Source organism: Acidocella aquatica (assembly GCF_030160635.1).
Classification (GTDB): Bacteria; Pseudomonadota; Alphaproteobacteria; order Acetobacterales; family Acetobacteraceae; genus Acidocella; species Acidocella aquatica.
Window position 1 is genome coordinate 1 of the sequence record NZ_BSOS01000049.1, and the last position, 16,815, is coordinate 16,815.

Annotated in this window: 16 protein-coding genes and 1 pseudogene; 9 read left to right on the forward strand and 8 right to left on the reverse strand. The window is 60.5% G+C overall.

Annotated elements, in window-relative coordinates; all coding sequences use genetic code 11:
* The 6 genes and pseudogenes from QQJ84_RS08595 to QQJ84_RS08620 form a co-directional block, all read right to left on the reverse strand.
* Positions 1-334 (reverse strand): annotated as a pseudogene (locus tag QQJ84_RS08595) (acetaldehyde dehydrogenase (acetylating)); the annotation flags it as partial.
* A gap of 4 nt (positions 335-338) precedes the next feature.
* Positions 339-1,145 carry a 2-keto-4-pentenoate hydratase gene (locus tag QQJ84_RS08600; RefSeq protein WP_284257736.1) on the reverse strand — a complete coding sequence of 269 codons (807 nt, stop codon included), beginning with the start codon at positions 1,143-1,145 and terminating at the stop codon, positions 339-341.
* Between the two features lie 16 nt (positions 1,146-1,161).
* On the reverse strand, positions 1,162-2,673 hold the full coding sequence (locus tag QQJ84_RS08605; RefSeq protein WP_284257738.1) for a 2-hydroxymuconic semialdehyde dehydrogenase: 1,512 nt from the start codon (positions 2,671-2,673) through the stop codon (positions 1,162-1,164).
* Complete coding sequence (locus QQJ84_RS08610) at positions 2,670-2,828, reverse strand: hypothetical protein (protein ID WP_284257739.1); 159 nt, start codon at positions 2,826-2,828, stop codon at positions 2,670-2,672. The genes QQJ84_RS08605 and QQJ84_RS08610 overlap by 4 nt, the downstream gene beginning before the upstream one ends.
* A 19-nt stretch (positions 2,829-2,847) precedes the next feature.
* Complete coding sequence (locus QQJ84_RS08615; protein WP_284257740.1) at positions 2,848-3,831, reverse strand: catechol 2,3-dioxygenase; 984 nt, start codon at positions 3,829-3,831, stop codon at positions 2,848-2,850.
* A gap of 11 nt (positions 3,832-3,842) precedes the next feature.
* The gene (locus QQJ84_RS08620; RefSeq protein ID WP_284257741.1) at positions 3,843-4,190 is read right to left on the reverse strand and encodes a 2Fe-2S iron-sulfur cluster-binding protein; all 348 of its coding nucleotides are present in this window, start codon (positions 4,188-4,190) and stop codon (positions 3,843-3,845) included.
* 328 nt (positions 4,191-4,518) lie between these two features.
* Between QQJ84_RS08620 and QQJ84_RS08625 the strand changes: the two genes are divergently transcribed.
* The 4 genes from QQJ84_RS08625 (at position 4,519) to QQJ84_RS08640 (ending at position 9,077) form a co-directional block, all read left to right on the forward strand.
* Positions 4,519-5,238: a GntR family transcriptional regulator gene (locus QQJ84_RS08625; protein ID WP_284257742.1), complete on the forward strand. Its 720-nt coding sequence runs from the start codon at positions 4,519-4,521 to the stop codon at positions 5,236-5,238.
* Positions 5,239-5,698: 460 nt separating this feature from the next.
* Positions 5,699-6,592 carry an NAD(P)-dependent oxidoreductase gene (locus tag QQJ84_RS08630; RefSeq protein WP_284257744.1) on the forward strand — a complete coding sequence of 298 codons (894 nt, stop codon included), beginning with the start codon at positions 5,699-5,701 and terminating at the stop codon, positions 6,590-6,592.
* A gap of 107 nt (positions 6,593-6,699) precedes the next feature.
* Complete coding sequence (locus QQJ84_RS08635) at positions 6,700-7,854, forward strand: acyl-CoA dehydrogenase family protein (RefSeq protein ID WP_284257745.1); 1,155 nt, start codon at positions 6,700-6,702, stop codon at positions 7,852-7,854.
* 302 nt (positions 7,855-8,156) lie between these two features.
* On the forward strand, positions 8,157-9,077 hold the full coding sequence (locus tag QQJ84_RS08640; RefSeq protein WP_284257746.1) for an SDR family NAD(P)-dependent oxidoreductase: 921 nt from the start codon (positions 8,157-8,159) through the stop codon (positions 9,075-9,077).
* A gap of 321 nt (positions 9,078-9,398) precedes the next feature.
* Here QQJ84_RS08640 and QQJ84_RS08645 read toward each other — a convergent pair whose 3' ends face one another.
* On the reverse strand, positions 9,399-9,653 hold the full coding sequence (locus tag QQJ84_RS08645; RefSeq protein WP_284257748.1) for a DUF1150 family protein: 255 nt from the start codon (positions 9,651-9,653) through the stop codon (positions 9,399-9,401).
* A gap of 102 nt (positions 9,654-9,755) precedes the next feature.
* Positions 9,756-10,229, reverse strand: coding sequence for an Hsp20 family protein (locus QQJ84_RS08650; protein WP_284257749.1), 474 nt, complete (start codon positions 10,227-10,229; stop codon positions 9,756-9,758).
* 133 nt (positions 10,230-10,362) lie between these two features.
* Between QQJ84_RS08650 and def the strand changes: the two genes are divergently transcribed.
* The 5 genes from def to dnaE all read left to right on the forward strand — a co-directional run bounded on the left by def (position 10,363) and on the right by dnaE (position 16,809).
* A complete protein-coding gene (def, locus tag QQJ84_RS08655; RefSeq protein WP_284257750.1) occupies positions 10,363-10,923 on the forward strand; it encodes a peptide deformylase in 561 nt (186 codons plus the stop codon).
* Positions 10,923-11,861: a methionyl-tRNA formyltransferase gene (gene fmt / locus QQJ84_RS08660; RefSeq protein WP_284257751.1), complete on the forward strand. Its 939-nt coding sequence runs from the start codon at positions 10,923-10,925 to the stop codon at positions 11,859-11,861. The genes def and fmt overlap by 1 nt, the downstream gene beginning before the upstream one ends.
* The gene (gene truA / locus QQJ84_RS08665) at positions 11,858-12,637 is read left to right on the forward strand and encodes a tRNA pseudouridine(38-40) synthase TruA (RefSeq protein ID WP_284257752.1); all 780 of its coding nucleotides are present in this window, start codon (positions 11,858-11,860) and stop codon (positions 12,635-12,637) included. Before fmt ends, truA begins: the two co-directional genes overlap by 4 nt.
* Positions 12,634-13,329, forward strand: a complete 696-nt coding sequence (locus QQJ84_RS08670) for an endonuclease NucS domain-containing protein (RefSeq protein WP_284257753.1) — start codon at positions 12,634-12,636, stop codon at positions 13,327-13,329. Before truA ends, QQJ84_RS08670 begins: the two co-directional genes overlap by 4 nt.
* Positions 13,330-13,395: 66 nt before the next feature.
* A complete protein-coding gene (gene dnaE / locus QQJ84_RS08675; RefSeq protein WP_284257754.1) occupies positions 13,396-16,809 on the forward strand; it encodes a DNA polymerase III subunit alpha in 3,414 nt (1,137 codons plus the stop codon).
* Positions 16,810-16,815 lie beyond the last annotated feature (6 nt).

A 16,815-nucleotide genomic window follows, 5' to 3' on the forward strand; every position in this document is an offset into this window, starting at 1 on the left:
CCGGAATGGTGAAGGGGCCGATCGCGGCGGGGGTGAGGTCGATGACTTTTTTGCCGTCGCGCTGCAACAGCGCGTTGTTGTGCACATGCGCGCCGGCCGAGGTGGCATCGAAAACGACTTGAATGTCCTTGTAGTTTGGCAGTTTTAACAGACCCTCGATGCCCTCGTGCGTGACCGGCACGTTAAGGCGCGCGGCGCGGGCCAAACCATCTGACTTCGCATCGATGCCAACCATCGCGCCCATCTCAAGGTTTTTCGAGGTCCGCATGATCTTGATCATCAGGTCGGTGCAGATATTGCCCGAGCCGATGATGGCGCATTTGATTTTTGCCATCGTGTTATTCCTTTGCAAAGGCGGCGCGGACGGAGCCAAGGCCCTCGATGCGCACGTCGAAAACATCGCCAGGCTGGACCGCGACCATTGGGCCGAGTGCGCCGGAGAGGATGGTGTCGCCAGCATGGAGCGGGTGGCCGGCGCGGGCCATCACCTGGGCGAGCCAGAGGGCCGCGTTGAGAGGGGAGCCAAGGCAGGCGGCGCCGGCGCCGACCGAGACCGGCTCACCGGATTTTTCCATCACCATGCCGCATAAACGCGGGTCGAAGGCGGAGAGTTTAACGGGGCGCGAACCCAGCACGTAGAGGCCGGAGGAGGCGTTGTCAGCGATTGTATCGGTGATCCGGATGTCCCAGTTTTGCACGCGCGAACCGACGATTTCCACGGCGGGGACGGCGAACTCGATGGCGCGGAAGAGATCCGCCGCGGTGAGTTGCTCCTGCGGCAAATCACGCCCCAGCACGAAGGCGATTTCTGCTTCGACCTTGGGTTGAAGTACATCGGCCAGCGATACGTCCTGCGCCTCACCGCGCGCCATGTCGGCAAAGAGCATGCCGTAGTCAGGCTGGTTCACGCCCAGCTGCTTCTGCACGGCCAGCGAGGTGAGGCCGATTTTGCGGCCTACCAGGCGGCGGCCGGCGGCCAGAGCGCGTTGCGTGTTGATCTCCTGCACGGCGTAGGCGCCTGCGACATCACCCTCAGCCAGCAGGCTGCGTACGGGAGCGCAGGCGGCACCACTACGTGCCGCCTCGAACAAAAGATCGGCAGCGGTGCGGATCGCCTCCGCGGTTGATTTTGGAGATGTGGTCATATTTGCTGTTCCGATCTCAGAGTTTGACGCAGACGTTAGTGATTTCCGTGTAGAATTCAAGCGAATGCACCCCGCCCTCGCGGCCGATGCCGGAGGCTTTGGCGCCGCCGAAGGCCGTGCGCAGGTCGCGCAGGAACCAGGAATTCACCCAGCAGATGCCAACTTCCATTTTGGATGCCACGCGATGGGCGCGGGAGAGAGACTCCGTCCACACCGAGGCGGCGAGGCCGTAGGGAGTTGAATTGGCGAGACGGATGGCTTCCGCCTCCGTATCAAAGGGGCGAATATGGCAGCAGGGGCCGAAGATTTCTTCATTCACCACCGCTGCGTCGTCGGGCAGGCCGGTCCAAATGGTCGGTTGCACCCAGGCGCCGGCCGCCAGCTCCGCCGGCATGTCGGGAACACCGCCGCCGGTGATGATGGTGGCGCCCTCCTCAACGGCTTTGGCGTAGTAGGAGAGCACTTTTTTGCGGTGCAGCTCGCTGACCAGCGGGCCAAGATTGGTTCCGGGGTCTTCGGGGCGGCCAAAACGCAATCCTTCGGCACCCTGTTTCAGGCGCGCGACGAATTCGTTGAAAATCGGGCGCTCGACATAAATCCGCTCGGTGCCGAGGCAGACCTGGCCGCAATTGGCGAAGGCCGAGCGCATGACGCCCTCTATCGCCTTGTCCATATCAGCATCGGCGAAGACCAGCGCTGGGTTTTTGCCGCCAAGTTCGAGCGAGACCGGACGCACGCCACGCGCTGCTTCGCGCATTAACGCCTCGCCGCTACGGGTTGAGCCGGTAAAGGTGATGCCGTTGACGCCGGGGTGCTGCGTCAAAAATTCACCGGCGGAATTGCCGCCAAAGCCATGCACGACGTTGTAAACACCCGCGGGTATGCCAACGGAATTCATTACCTCGCCAAGCAGCGTGGCGGTGAGCGGGGTTTGTTCGGAGGGTTTGACGACGACTGTATTGCCTAGCGCCAGCGCCGGGCCGACCTTCCAGGTCATCAACAGCAGCGGCAGGTTCCACGGCGAGATAACAGCGATCACGCCGCGCGGGCGGCGCAGGCCGTAGTTCATGGCGCCGGCGCCATCGGGCGTTGGGGTGGTGAAGCATTCGGTGGAGACGGTTTTCGCGACATCGGTGAACATCGTGAAATTCGCGGCGCCGCGCGGAATGTCAATATGTGAGGCCAGGCTTGCGGGTTTTCCGGTGTCCAGGCATTCGGCCGCCAGAAACTCATCAAAACGGCGGTTGATTTCGGCGGCGACCTTGCCCAGCAGGACCGAGCGCTCGTTCAGCGACATCTGGCCCCAGGGGCCATCCAGCGCGGCGCGCGCGGCTTTTACGGCTGCATCAATCTCGGCCTTGCCGCCTTCGGGCACGGAGCCGATGCGCGAGCCGTCGACCGGGCAGATATTGTCGTAATATTTGCCGCTGGTGCCTTGCGTGAATGCGCCATTGATAAAATGGGCAGCGTCACGGCGGGCACTGGACAGGCCCAGCGGGCGGGGGGCGTGCAGCGGTTGAACCGTCATAGGTCTTCTCCTTGTGCGAAGATGGTGTCCGGCGATGCCGGCGTATTGTCTGTGTGTTGTGGCTTGAAGCCGATGGCGCCGCCGCCCGTATCCACCGCCGCCAGGGCTCCGTTGGCGGCAGCGATGTTGGCGATGGAACGGGAGGCTGGCTGCATGAACCCGCCTGCGGCGCGTTTAGGTGACGACGGAGAGGAACGCTTCATTGAGGACGCGCTCGTAGTAGAAAATGCTCTTGCCGATCTGCGTTTCATCCCAGATGCGGGTCGGGTTGTCAGGGTAATATGTGTAGCCGCCGGCGAAGACTTCATTGCGATTGCCTGAGGGGTCGAAGAAGTAGATCGTCTGGCCGCGGGTGATGCCGTGGCGGGTCGGGCCGATGTCGATTGAGATGTCGTAACGGGCGATGATATCGGCGGCGTTGCCGACGCTCTGCCAGTTTTCCAGGTCGAAGGAGACGTGGTGCAGCTTGCCCGGCTCGGGGTGTTTCACGAAGGCGATGTCATGCGCCTTCATGCCGCAGGTCAGCCAGATGGCCAATGTGCCGTCGGGGAGATTGATGCGCTCGGCGCATTTGAAGTCGAGCACCGTGGTGAAGAAATTGAGAACTTCCTCGAGATTCGGACCGTAGAACAAAGCATGGTCGAAACGGCGGGCGCACATGCCGTGCGGCTCCAGCTCCCAGATGTCCGGGTTTAGGGTGCGCGGCTTGGGGTCTGACTGGTCGGCATGTGCGTAGAGCTCAATACGGTGGCCGGAGGGCACGGTAAAGCCGATGCGGCGGCCAAGACCGGGCTGTTCGCCGGCGGCGACATGGTCAACGGTGATCCGGCTCTGGTGCGCTTCGCGAACCAGATCGACGTCAGATGCCGCTTTGTGGTCCACGGCGATGCCGTATTCGGCAATGCGCTTCTCGAACATGTCGAGGTCGCTGTCGTCGCGCACCTTGAAGGCCATCATGTCGACCCCCGCGCTCTCGGCGCGGCGGAGAACGATGCTGTGATGGTCGAATTCATCAGCCGATTTCAGGTAGACGCGGCCGTCCTTGCCTTCGGTCACCTGATGCAGGCCGACGCGCTTGGTGTAGTGTTCAACCGCCGCTGGCATGTCCAGCACGCGCAGCTGAATGAAGCCGGGGCGTAATACGCCGGTGTGAGCCATCTTCGTCTCTCCTATGTTATATTCGTTGGTTCGCTGATTGAATTTTTAAGTTGCGGCATCTCAAACCGGAGGTAGAGATTGGTGAGCGGGTAGATGGCGCAGGACAGGACGAGGCCCGCTGCTTCATCCGCCTCGGAGACGTGGGCGCGGCTCATCGGCTCGTGCCGGTATTGGCCTTCAACCACGCGGGCGCGACAAACCCCGCAGCCCCCGCGGCGGCAACCGACTGGCAGTTTGCGCGGCAGACCTTTGAGCTTGCCTAAGCCCTGCGCACGCTCCAGCGCGACCAGGACGCGCTCGGCACCTGAGCAGGTTGCTGCGCCGGCCCCCTCAACCATGATTGTGTAAAGGGGGCTCAAATAACATCTCCACCACGGGGCGGGTCAAAACGTGAGGCAGGGGGACGCACGGGCTGGATCATGTCTCTCTCCATGGCAGGAAGGTGATAGTGCCCCTTCCATTGTCGCTGCGTGCTTATCGGAGATCGGTGGGGTAGTGTCAACAATAATTTCGAGATTTTTTAAAAATTCGGTATAAATATTGTGTTGCGCTAGATGTAAAATTCTCGCTAGTTGTTAAAATTCAAGGAGTTTAAGGAGTTTTGGTGGTTCTGACCCTGTTGCCGCACGGCAGGTACGGCGGCATTGTCATGGGCACCCGCAACAAAACGGCAGGAAAGCGGTTAGAATGAACATTGATGTTATGCCATCCGGCAATGCCAAAGCGCCGAAACATACTATGGCACGTAGCCTGGTCGAAGCTGCCTATGAGACAATCCGCCACGAAATTCTTAATGGCACGCTGCAGCCAGGGACCAAGCTGCGCTTTGAGATGCTGCGCAAACGCTTCGGCTTTGGCGCGAGCACCCTGCGCGAGGCGCTCACGCGGCTGGTCGGCGAGGCGTTGGTTACATCGGAGGAGCAACGGGGCTTTAAGGTGGCGCCGGTCTCGCTCGAAGACCTTGCCGACCTTACGCGCACGCGTAAATTTGTCGAGCTTGAGGCGCTGCGCGAATCCATCCGTTTGGGCGATGATGCGTGGGAAGGGCGCGTGGTTGCTGCGTTTCACAGACTCTCCAAGACCGAGGCGCGGCTGAGCGCCCAGCCTGAGTTGATGCAAGATGAGTTCGAGCAGCGCAACCGTGAGTTCCATTTAGCCCTCATCAGCGCCTGCCCCTCGCGCTGGCTGCACCATCTGCACGGTATTCTCTACCAGCAATCCGAGCGCTACCGGCGTATCTCGCTGCTCAACCGGGTTGTTTCCCGTGATGTCCATGCCGAGCATAAATCCGTGTTTGATGCCGCGATGGCGCGCGATGTCGATCTCGCTTGCCGGCTTGAGGGAGAGCATATCGACCGAACGCTGGCGGTTATGAGCAAGGTGCTCCCGCTGGAGGCCGCGATTTAAAATCTGGCGATCAGGTAAGCCCCCCTCGGGGGCGCGTTCCACCGGCAACGGCGGGGCGGATTTTTTGAGTTTGAATTTTTACGAGGCGATGGCAATCTAGCTTTTGAGTTGATCCTGCCGTTCCTCGCTGTTGCTTGTAAAATTTCGTGCAATGGTTTCGTGGAGGAAATCTGCGGTAGGTTGCCGAACCGTCAATATAGGCTGGCATCACGATGAATGAGATTTTGGCAATAGGGCTGGATCTGGCAAAGAATGTTTTCCAGGCTCATGGCATGGCCGCACATCAAGCATTGCCCGAGACGCGAGAGTTGCTGGTTCCGTTAAGTCTCAACAGGCCCTAAAAGGACGTGACATTTACTTTGATTTAGATAGATGGTAACTGTTGTTTATAAATTTTATTCGGGGCATGATAGGTAACGCATTTTGCCCCCCTGACTAAAAACAGAACAGAAGGGGGAGAATGATGGAGCGAGTTGGTTTCATAGGCGCCGGCCTGATGGGGGGAGCGATCGCCGCGCGGATGATCGAGAGGGGCGTTGACGTCCTCGCGTACGATACCAGCCCCGAAATGCTGATTAAAATGAAGGCGCATGGCGCTGGGATCGCGGCCTCGGTCAGAGAGGTCGTTGATCAGGCGGAAATCGTTTATGCCTGCCTGCCGACCCCGGAAGTCTGCCGCGCTGTCGCACTTGGCCGGGACGGAGTGGCGGACGGTAAAAAGGTTAAGGTTTACGTTGAGACCTCGACGATCGGCGGCGCTGTTGCGGTCGAGCTTGCGGAAGCTCTCGCTGGGCGTGGAATTGCGTTGATTGACGCGCCGGTCGTTGGGGGGACCGTTGCGCTCACGGCGGGTACATTGGGTGTCGTGGCGTCAGGTCCAGGGCCCGCATTTGAGCGCGCCAGGCCCAGCCTGGAGACATTTTCTGGCCGGGTTTTTTATCTTGGGGACAAAGCCGGCATGGGGCAGGCCGGAAAGGTGGTCAACAATGCTGTAGGCTATGCCGCTTTTCTGGCGACCTGCGAAGCCGTTGCCGTTGCCATGAAGGCCGGCATCGACATGGAGACAGCCATTGCCATCATCAATCAAGGGAGTGGCGCGAATTTTTTCTCCCAATTCGTATTCCCACAGTTTATCCTTAAAGGAAAATATGAAGGAACGGGAGCGATCGAGGTAGGTGTGAAGGACGTGGCGCTTTTTCTGGAAGAGGCGAAGCGCCTGGATGTAAGCACGCCAATGGCCAGCTCGGTTTCGGCTTTGCAGAAGAGGATTGCGGCATCTGGACCGGCGGGCCGGGATACGATGACGGTCATGCATTTTTTTACCGATCTGGTTGGTCTGCCGCGGCAGGGGTGAGTGCCGGCGATGTAGCCAGGACATTTTGTTGACAGTATGTAACACAACCTATTTTATGCCCAATGCGGAAAAATTTACCCGGGGGTTACCCGGAGGGGAGATTTGACGTGGAATTAGGTGTTGAAGGCAGGGCGATCTTTCGTGAGGATCATAATCAATTCCGGAAGACAGTGCGGATTTTTTTTCGCCGTGAAATTGAACCGAACTTGAAGGAATGGGAAAAGGCGGGGATGTTTGATCCCGGCCTTTTCAAGAAGGCGGCGGAATATGGGATCTTGCAGGCGGGGATTCCGGTTGAATACGGCGGCATGGGCGGAGATTTTCTGCATCACGCGATTCTGCATGAGGAGCATGGCTACAACGCTGCCGGTGCCAGCATGGGTGGTGGGCTTGGTATCGACGGTTCATCTTATGTGATCTGGGCGGGTGGCACCGATGAACAGAAAAGGGAGTGGCTTCCGCGATATGCTTCAGGCGACTGCATTGCCGAGGCTTGCTTCACCGAGCCGCAGTCAGGCAGCGATGTGGCGGGATTCAGGACTTTCGCGAAACAAGATGGCGATGATTACATTGTGAACGGCAGCAAGGTGTGGACCACCAATGGCAGCATGTGCACGATGTTGCCCACGGTTTTAAAGACTGAAATGGGTGACGGCACGGTTGGCATGTCGATTGTGCTGATTGATACCGATATGCCTGGCGTTCATGTGACGAAGGGCATCGAAACGCTGCATCGCGGCTGCGCGAACGAGGCGGAAGTGTTTTTTGAGGATGTGCGTGTCCCCAGGGAACGGCTGCTCGGCGGCCGTCCGGGGGGCGGTTTTAAGCAGGTTATGTCTGTGCTGAATGATATGCGGGTGGTTGAAGCGTCACGTTTTCTGGCAGCGGCTGAACTGGCGTTCTCACTGACCGTTGCGTATGTGAAGGACCGAAAAGCCTTTGGGCAGCGGATTTTTGATTTTCAGAATACCCAGTTCCGGCTGGCGGATATCAAGACAGAGATTGCGGTTAATCGCGCCTTTGTTGATCAATGTCTCGTAAAAGCCATTGAGGGCAGTCTTACGTCCGTTGAGTCTTCGATGGCTAAACTGTCGGCGTCTGAGTTGGAATTCCGCACTGTTGACCAGTGCCTCCAGCTGCATGGCGGCATGGGCTACGCGCACGCCATGCCGATCTCGCAGATTTGGACGCAGGCACGGGTGCACCGCATTCTTCTCGGTACATCGGAAATTCATCGGCTGGCGATCGGGCGGAGTATTTAGCGAAATGGCGGTGGGGGTGGCCGGTGATGCCTTGGGAGGGTCATCCGGCGATTTCGCCGGCCATTTCCAGACCTCGGGCGAGCCGCATGACCATGGCTGGGAAGAACGCTGGGTGCGCGAGGAAGGATACCTAAAGCGGGCGCCCGAACCTGGTGCGGCGGGCCTACGCATAATCTTGACGGCACACCGCAGAACAACGCCGCTTGCGCCGGCATTTTTGGCCTTCTGGAAAAGCGATAGCCGGTGGATACCATTTTTATAAGCCGCGTATGCGGTATCATTTGTTGTGATAAGGATCTGAGATGAGCGGGCTTCTGGAAGGCAGGGTTATTATCGTCACCGGTGGCGGGCGCGGTGTTGGGCGCGGTATTGCGCTGAACGCGGCATCACAAGGCGCCAGGGTGATTGTCAACGACATTGGCATCGGGCCGGGTGGCGAAGTTGAGGGCGGTACTGGGCCTGCCTGTGACGTGGTGGATGAAATCAAGGCGGCAGGTGGTGAGGCGGCAGCCTGTTATGATAGCGTTTCCACCTGGGCTTCGGCGCAGAAAATTATTCAGTCAGCGCTCGATAATTTCGGCCGGATCGACGGCGTGGTGAACAATGCGGGTATTTTGAAGGACACGATTTTTCATAAAATGCCGATCGAGGATTTTGACCAGGTGATTGATGTTAACCTGAAGGGGGTCTTCTATGTCAGCCGCGCGGCTGCGCCCTATTTCAAGGAGCAGTCGTCCGGTGCTTTTGTTCACATGACCTCCACCTCGGCGCTGATCGGCAATTTTGGCCAGGTCAACTACATCGCCGCCAAGGCGGGCGTGGCGGGCATGTCGCGGGCGATTGCGCTCGATATGCAACGCTTTGGCGTAACATCGAACGCGATTGCGCCGTTTGCCTGGACGCGCATGGTCAACACCATTCCCACCGATACGCCGGAGCAGAAGAAGCGTGTCGAAGGGCTGAAGAAAATGATCCCGGAGAAGATTGCGCCTTTTGTGGTTGCTCTGCTTTCGGATGAGGGGCGCAAACGCGTCAACGGACAAATTTTTGGCGTGCGCAACAACGAGATTTTTTTCTTCTCACAAACACGCCCCATCCAGATCGCGCAAAATGGTGATGGCTGGACACCGGAAACGGTGATCGAGCGCGCCTTCCCGATGTTCGAACCGCACTTCTACCCGCTCGTGCGCTCGGGTGAGGTGTTTTCCTGGGATCCGTGCTGAGATGCCGTTTAATCCGGCATTGCGAGCGAACCATTCACAACATCCTGCGGTATAGAGGCGTAATCACGGGCGTGCCGGCACTCCCACATCTTATCCTCAGAAAAGCATAGACAGCCTGGCAAAATGCCCGGGGTTTTGCCCCTCTTACCTCACGAAGGATTAACTCTTTGATAGTTCTGATGTTTTCAAGGTTTTGATGAGTGCCTTCATCCCTTTGCTGGAGTGCGATCGTTTGAGGTTTGCTCAACCGAGCGAGCCGAAAGCGTGAAACGCCCTCAGAAAAACGGCTAGAGCCTGATCGCACTTAAAGCGATCAGCCTGCTAATGCACCAGACTTGGCACCATGTCGTTCTGAATGATGGCGGCGGCGGCCAGCGGCGCGTTGGAGGCGATGGCCATCGGGGTGCCGTCGGCGGCATGGATGGCAAAGGCCGGGCCGTTTTCGGTCATCACCGGCTTCACAAAGGCAATCTCTTCCATCCCCAGGCCGGCCAGTTGCGCCGCCGATATGTGGTGAATGTCGAGCACGGTCCCGGGCACGAAGTTCGCCGTTCCGTCATGTGTCTTGATGTCCATGGAAAAATTCCTTCTCAAATGAGCCGGGTTAATCTTACGCCAAGCTGTGTTAGGTCAGTCTACTGATGGGTTGTGTCGTAATTAGGGAAGCCTTGGGGCTGTTCAGCCTTGAGAATCCCGCGAGTCTCCATCTACCACCCGAGTCGGCGCCACATTTGTTTTGCTCTGCCCGCGCGAGATGGGGATATTCTTCACCACCGGCTGCGGCACGGGCCTGATCAGGTCAACATGCAGTAATCCATTGTCTAGCCAGGCTCCTTTCACCTCAATTCCTTCCGCGATGACGAACGCCCGCTGGAACTGCCGCGCTGCGATCCCCCGGTGCAGGAACACCCGCCCGTGTCCATCGTCAGTCTGGCGGCCGCGAATTACCAGCTGGTTATCTTCCAGGGTGATTTGCAGATCATCCATGGTGAAACCGGCCACAGCCAGGGTGATACGCAGCGAGACAGGGCTGAGCTGCTCGATATTATACGGCGGGTAGCCGTCGGAAGAGTTTTTCGCGGCGCGTTCGATCATCTGCTCCAGATGGTCGAAGCCCAGAAACAACGGCGAGGTAAAAACGCGGGTATTCATAACGATAGGCCCCCCCAAGTGTGAGCGAAGCAGGTTTCAGACCCCGAAGGCGTCTTGGCCCTATGTTGTCATAATCGGGCCGGGATGCAAGAGCCTCGTTGCTCCGGCGGCAGGCAGGCTGTAAACTTGGCCAATGTCAGCCACAGAAACCATTGCCCCGACCGCCCCGCTGCTGCCCATTCTCGTCGTTCCCGATCCGGTGCTGCGTAAACACGCCCGCGCCGTAACCCCGGCGGACTATGATGAGGTGCGCGCGCTTATCCCCTCCATGTTCGCCACCATGTATGCCGCTCCGGGCATTGGCCTTGCCGCCCCCCAGGTCGGCCGGCTGTTGCGGGTCATCGTGGTGGATGTGGCGCCCGACAAGGTTCCGGCGCCGCTCGCCCTGGTTAACCCGGAGGTCATCGCCACCTCGGAGGACAAATGCTCCCGCGAGGAGGGCTGTCTCTCCCTGCCGGACCAGTATGCCGAGGTCGTGCGCCCCTCATGGGTGAAAGTGCGCTACCAGGACGAAAACGGCGCCAAACACGAGATCGAGGCTGACGGCCTGCTCGCCACCTGTTTGCAACACGAGATCGACCATCTCAACGGCGTGCAGTTCGTGGATTATCTCTCCCCGCTCAAGCGCAATATCCTGCTCCGCAAACTCGCCAAGGAGCTGAAGGAACAGAAGGAGCGGCGGGGGCGCAGATAATGAAGCTCGCCTTCATGGGCTCGCCGGAGTTCTCCGTGCCGGCCCTGCGCGCGCTGGTTGCGGCTGGGCACGAGGTCGCCGTGGTGTATGCCCAGCCGCCAAAACCTGCCGGGCGCGGCCAGCGCGAAACGCCGTGCCCGGTGCATCAGGCGGCGCTGGAGCTTGGTCTGCCGGTGCGCACGCCCAGGCGCCTGAAAGGCAATGCCGAGGAGGCCGCGTTTTTCCGTGCCCTCGGCCTCGATGCCGCCATCGTCTCCGCCTACGGGCTCATCCTGCCGCCCGAAATTCTGCGCGCCTCGGTGCGCGGCTGCCTGAACATTCACGCCAGCCTGCTGCCCCGCTGGCGCGGCGCGGCGCCCATCCAGGCCGCTATTTTGGCCGGTGACCCCTTCACCGGCATCACCATCATGCAGATGGACGAGGGCTTGGATACCGGTGATATGCTGCGCCACCAGGCCACCGCCATCGGCCCGCGCGACACGGCGGGCGATCTGCACGACCGTCTGGCGCAAATCGGCGCGGCTCTTATCCTGGAAGAACTCGCCAGCCCCAGCGAGCCGGTCAAGCAGCCGCCTGCCCCGGCCAATGACGAGGAAGGCGGCTACGCCCGCAAACGCACCCGCGAGGACGCCCGGCTGGATTTCACCCAACCCGCCGTTGCGCTGGAGCGCCAGATTCGCGCCAACAACCCCTGGCCAGGCTCGCTGGCGCTGTTGGGGGAAATCGTCCTCAAATTCCTCCGCGCCGAGGTTGTCGCGGCCCCGGGCCTCACCGATGACACCCGCCCCGGCGATATTCTGGACGCCGCCATGACCATCGCCTGCGGCGGCGGCACCGCGCTGCGGCCTTTGGAAATCCAGCGTCCCGGCAAGGCCGCCATGCCCATCGCCGCGTTTCTGCGCGGCTTCACCCTGCCGGAAGGTGCCCGCTTCTTTTGATCCCCTGGGCGCTGGAAGTTGAATATGACGGCACCGGCTTCATGGGCTGGCAGCGCCAGAAACACGGGCTGGCGGTGCAGCAGGTGATGGAGGAGGCAGGCGCCAAGCTTTGCGGCGGCAGCATCCCCGCCGCGGTTGCCTCGGGCCGGACCGATGCCGGCGTGCATGCCCTGGGCCAGATCGTGCAGATGGACCTGCCGGATTTCTCCCCCCACCGCCTGCGCGAGGCGCTGAACTACCACATGAAGCCCCACCCGGTGGTGGTGCTGCGCGCGGCCCCGGCCCCCGCTGGCTGGAGCGCGCGTTTTTCCGCCACCTGGCGCAGTTACCGCTATATCATCTCCAACCGCCCGGCGTTCCCCGCGCTGGAGCTCAACCGTGTGTGGCATGTGCGCCAGCCGCTCGACGAGGCCGCCATGCACCGCGCCGCGCAGCAGCTGCTCGGCCATCATGATTTCTCCTCCTTCCGCGCCTCCGCCTGCCAGGCCAAGTCGCCGCTGCGCACGCTGGATGAGCTGAGTGTGACGCGCGAGGGCGAGCATCTCATCATCCACGCCAAGGCCCGCAGCTTTCTGCACCACCAGGTCCGCAACATGGTGGGCAGTTTGAAAATGGTGGGGGAGGGGGTCTGGCCGGAATCGCGCGTGGCGGAGGTTTTGGCCGCGCAAAATCGCGCGGTGGCCGGCCCGACGGCGCCCGCCGGGGGGCTCTATTTCGTCAGCGTGGGGTATGAGGTTCCATTGTTTGAAACATATAAAGCTGGTGAACAAAAATGAAGAAATTTAACATTGCAATTTCTAACGAAGACGGAAGTGTAACGCTGGCGCCGATGAAGGAATGGCTTCGGAACAATCCCCAATATATTCCAGAAGGCCTGGATGGGTTGCACAGTACATCTCATGAGCTTCGTAACGGACTAAAGAAAAGAGGATGGTTAGTTCACGAGACTGACACAGAGGTGCATCTGGTGAAGCCGGGTAGTCAAATCGAGGTCGAAAACGTTTTAGGCGATTCGGAATCGGAGCTTAATGAACAGTCTCAGCTGGGAGTAGCTGCTTTTGAGCTAGAAGCTCATTTGCGTGATTTTCTCTCACACAATCTGGCCATGATTAACGTCGAGGGAAAACGGGTCCGACTTTACGTTGATCCAACCGGAAGGGATGGCGTTGAGTATCCGACGGCTACTGGACCTATTGATATTCTTGCTGTCAGTGAACAGGGGGATTTCTACATTTTTGAATTGAAGCGGGCACTATCTCCCAACAGCGCCATTGGTCAGCTTGCGCGCTATATGGGGTGGGTAAAGCAAACCATTGGCAAGGGCAAAAATGTTTTTGGGGTCATTGTTGCTAAAAGCATCAACGACAGGCTTCGTTATGCAATTTCCGTCGTGCCAAATGTCAGTTTATTTGAGTATGAGGTTCAATTCAGACTTAATCCAGCGAATGAATTTGATCGTAAGGGTTAGAAAGCCAGATTTGGAGCTTTTCCAGCGTGAATAGTTAGGCAACAATCCAGCGTTACCGGAGTCGCCATGCCTTACGAGAATTTCGTCCATCTGCGGGTCCACTCCGCCTTTTCGCTATCTGAGGGCGCGATCAAACCGGACAAGATCGCCGCGCTGGCGCGTGAGCTGTCCATGCCGGCGGTGGCTATCACCGATAGTTCCAACATGTTCGGCGCGCTGGAATTCTCGCAATACTGCACCTCCGCCGGGGTGCAGCCCATCATCGGCTGCCAGCTTGGCCTGGCGCGCGGCGGCATCAACCTGGCGCCGGACCCGGTGGTGCTGCTGGCGCAAACCCCGGCCGGTTTCGCCAATCTGCAAAAACTCTCCTCCGCCAGCTATCTGCTCTCGGATGGCGCGCCGAAACCGCAGATCACCCTGGAGACCCTGCTTGCCCATGCGGAGGGCCTGTTTCTGCTCACGGGTGGCGCCCAAGGCCCCATCGGCCGGTTGCTCGCCGAGGGGCAGATGGCGGCGGCAGAGGCTTATCTTGCCGCGCTGACCGAAGCCTTCCCCGGCCGCATCGCGGTGGAGCTGCAACGCCATGGTGAAAAACTGGAACAGGCCATCGAGCCCGGGCTGATCACCCTGGCCGATGCGCGCGGCCTGCCGCTGGTTGCCACCAACGAGTGCTTTTTCGCCAAATCCTCGATGCACCAGGCGCATGACGCGCTGCTTTGCATCGCCGAGGGCCGTGTGCTGGCCGAGCCGGAGCGCCGCCGCGTTACACCCGAGCACTGGTTCAAGCCCGCAGCCGCCATGCGCGAACTGTTCGCCGACCTGCCGGAAGCCTGCGATAATACGCTGGCCATCGCGCGTTCCTGTGCGGTGATGGCGCAATCGCGCAAGCCCCTGCTGCCCACCTGCCCAAAAGTCCGCCCCGGCACCACCGAGGCGCAGACGGTGCGCGCCATGGCGGAGGAAGGGTTGGAGACCCGGCTGAACGCGCTGGGGTTGCCGGAAGATGCGCGCGACCCCTACCGCAAGCGGCTGGAATTCGAGCTCGGCACCATCATCCAGATGGGCTTCCCCGGTTACTTCCTCATAGTGGCGGATTTCATCCAATGGGCGAAGGAACAGAAGATACCCGTCGGCCCCGGCCGCGGGTCGGGCGCTGGTTCCGTCGTCGCCTGGGCGCTGCTGATCACCGATCTTGATCCCTTGCGCTATGGCCTGCTGTTCGAGCGGTTTTTGAACCCTGAGCGCGTGTCCATGCCTGATTTCGATATCGACTTCTGCCAGGAGCGCCGCGACGAGGTGATCGCCTATGTCACCCGCGAATATGGCGCTGACCGCGTTGCGCAGATCATCACCTTCGGCAAGCTCCAGGCCCGCGCGGCGGTGCGTGACGTTGGCCGCGTGCTGGGCCTCCCCTACGGCCAGGTCAACAAGGTTGCCGAACTCATCCCCAACAATCCGGCCAAGCCTGTCACGCTGCAACAGGCGATCGACGGTGAGGTGAAGCTGCGTGACCTGCGCGCCTCTGACGAGGGGCTTGCCCGGCTCATGGAAATCGCCCTGCAGCTGGAGGGGCTGTATCGCCACGCCAGCACCCATGCCGCCGGCGTGGTTATCGGCGACCGCCCGCTCAACCAGCTGGTGCCGCTCTATAAAGACCCGCGCTCGGACCTGCTGGTCACGCAATTCTCGATGAAATATGTCGAGCAGGCCGGGCTGGTGAAGTTTGACTTTTTGGGTCTCACGACCCTGACGGTGCTCGACCGGGCGCTTGGTTTCCTGCGCCAGCAGGGCATTGAGATCGACCTTGCCGCGATCCCGATGGATGACCCGAAAACCTATGAGATGATCGCGCGCGGCGACACCGGCGGCGTGTTCACCTTTGAAACCCAGGGCTACCGCAGCGCCCTGCAGCAAATGCGCCCGGACCGTTTTGAGGACCTCATCGCCATCCAGGCGCTCAACCGCCCCGGCCCGATGGCCAACATCCCCGACTACTGCGCCCGCAAGCACGGTGCCGCCTGGACCGCGCCGGATGCCGCGATTCACGACATATTGGCCGAGACCTACGGCGTCATCGTCTACCAGGAGCAGGTGATGCAGATCGCCCAGGTGATGGCGGGCTACAGCCTGGCCGGGGCTGATCTGCTGCGCCGCGCCATGGGCAAAAAAATCCGCGCCGAGATGGACGCGCAGCGCAAAATTTTCTGCGAAGGCGCGTTGAAGCAGGGCTTCACCGAGGAAAAAGCCAACGAGATTTTCGACCTCATGGCGAAATTCGCCGATTACGGCTTCAACAAATCCCACGCGGCGGCTTATGCGCTGGTCTCGTATCAAACCGCCTATCTGCGCGCCAACCACCCCGTTCCCTTCCTCGCCGCCTGCATGTCGCTTTCCATCACCAACACCGATAAATTGGCGATTTTGCGCGCCGATGCGATGCGCATGGGCATCCAGGTGCTCCCGCCGGACGTAAATTTCTCAGATGCTGACTTCAAGCCCGAAACCCTGCCCGATGGCAGCCTCGCCATCCGCTACGCGCTGGGTGCCATCAAGCGGGTCGGCATCGCCGCGATGGCGGACATCGCCAAGGCGCGGGGCAACAAGCCATTTAAGGACATCTCCGATTTCGCCGCCCGCATCGACGCGAAATCCCTGACCCGCGGACATGTTGAAATCCTCGCCAAGGCCGGGGCGTTCGAATCCCTTGAGCCAAACCGCGCCAAGGTGTTCAGCGCCGCGGAGGCCATCATCCGCACCGCGCAGGCGCAGGCGGAGGAGAAGCAATCGGGCCAGATCGGCCTATTCGGCGGCGCGGAGCCGGAGAGCATCCGCCTGCCCAATATCCCTGACTGGCCGGAGACTGACCGCCTGGCCTCCGAGGCCGAAGCCATCGGCTTCCACGTCAGCGCCCATCCGCTGGATATGTATGCCATCGCACTCAAGCGCCTTGGCGTGGCCGCCTCGGGCAGCATCGAGCGCCGGGCGCAGGCGGGGGCCACGCGGCTTAAACTCGCGGGCACGGTGGGCGCCAAAAAGGAGCGCATCACTCGCACCGGCAGCCGCATGCTCTGGCTCACGTTATCGGACATGGAAGGCAGTTTCGAGGTCACGCTGTTCTCCGAGGTGCTGGGCCGCGTGCGCGAAATCCTGGTCGAGGGCACGGCCCTGCTGGTCACCGCCGATGTGAAGATCGAAGGTGAATCGCTGCGCATCACCGCCGTGGATGTCACCCCGCTCGATGATGCCGCCGCCAAGGCCGGCGCATCCCTGCGCATCTGGCTGGACCGCACGGAGGCCCTGCCGCATATCCGCGCCCTGTTGGAGCGTGAGGGCAAAGGCCGCGGCCGCGTCACGCTGGTTCCCAAAACCGGGCTGGAGCGCAATCTCGATGTCATCCTCCCCGGCGGCTTCAACGTCACCGCGCGGCTGGCGCAGGCGATGAAACTGGTGCCGGGGGTGGAATTGGTCGAGGATATGTGAACATCA

Bases quoted from the DNA above. Each gene is read 5' to 3' on its own strand.
- QQJ84_RS08600 (WP_284257736.1), bottom strand. From the start codon at position 1,145: ATGACCACATCTCCAAAATCAACCGCGGAGGCGATCCGCACCGCTGCC.
- QQJ84_RS08605 (WP_284257738.1), bottom strand. From the start codon at position 2,673: ATGACGGTTCAACCGCTGCACGCCCCCCGCCCGCTGGGCCTGTCCAGT.
- QQJ84_RS08610 (WP_284257739.1), bottom strand. From the start codon at position 2,828: ATGCAGCCAGCCTCCCGTTCCATCGCCAACATCGCTGCCGCCAACGGA.
- QQJ84_RS08615 (WP_284257740.1), bottom strand. From the start codon at position 3,831: ATGGCTCACACCGGCGTATTACGCCCCGGCTTCATTCAGCTGCGCGTG.
- QQJ84_RS08625 (WP_284257742.1), top strand. From the start codon at position 4,519: ATGAACATTGATGTTATGCCATCCGGCAATGCCAAAGCGCCGAAACAT.
- QQJ84_RS08630 (WP_284257744.1), top strand. From the start codon at position 5,699: ATGATGGAGCGAGTTGGTTTCATAGGCGCCGGCCTGATGGGGGGAGCG.
- QQJ84_RS08640 (WP_284257746.1), top strand. From the start codon at position 8,157: ATGAGCGGGCTTCTGGAAGGCAGGGTTATTATCGTCACCGGTGGCGGG.
- QQJ84_RS08645 (WP_284257748.1), bottom strand. From the start codon at position 9,653: ATGGACATCAAGACACATGACGGAACGGCGAACTTCGTGCCCGGGACC.
- QQJ84_RS08650 (WP_284257749.1), bottom strand. From the start codon at position 10,229: ATGAATACCCGCGTTTTTACCTCGCCGTTGTTTCTGGGCTTCGACCAT.
- def (WP_284257750.1), top strand. From the start codon at position 10,363: ATGTCAGCCACAGAAACCATTGCCCCGACCGCCCCGCTGCTGCCCATT.
- fmt (WP_284257751.1), top strand. From the start codon at position 10,923: ATGAAGCTCGCCTTCATGGGCTCGCCGGAGTTCTCCGTGCCGGCCCTG.
- QQJ84_RS08670 (WP_284257753.1), top strand. From the start codon at position 12,634: ATGAAGAAATTTAACATTGCAATTTCTAACGAAGACGGAAGTGTAACG.
- dnaE (WP_284257754.1), top strand. From the start codon at position 13,396: ATGCCTTACGAGAATTTCGTCCATCTGCGGGTCCACTCCGCCTTTTCG.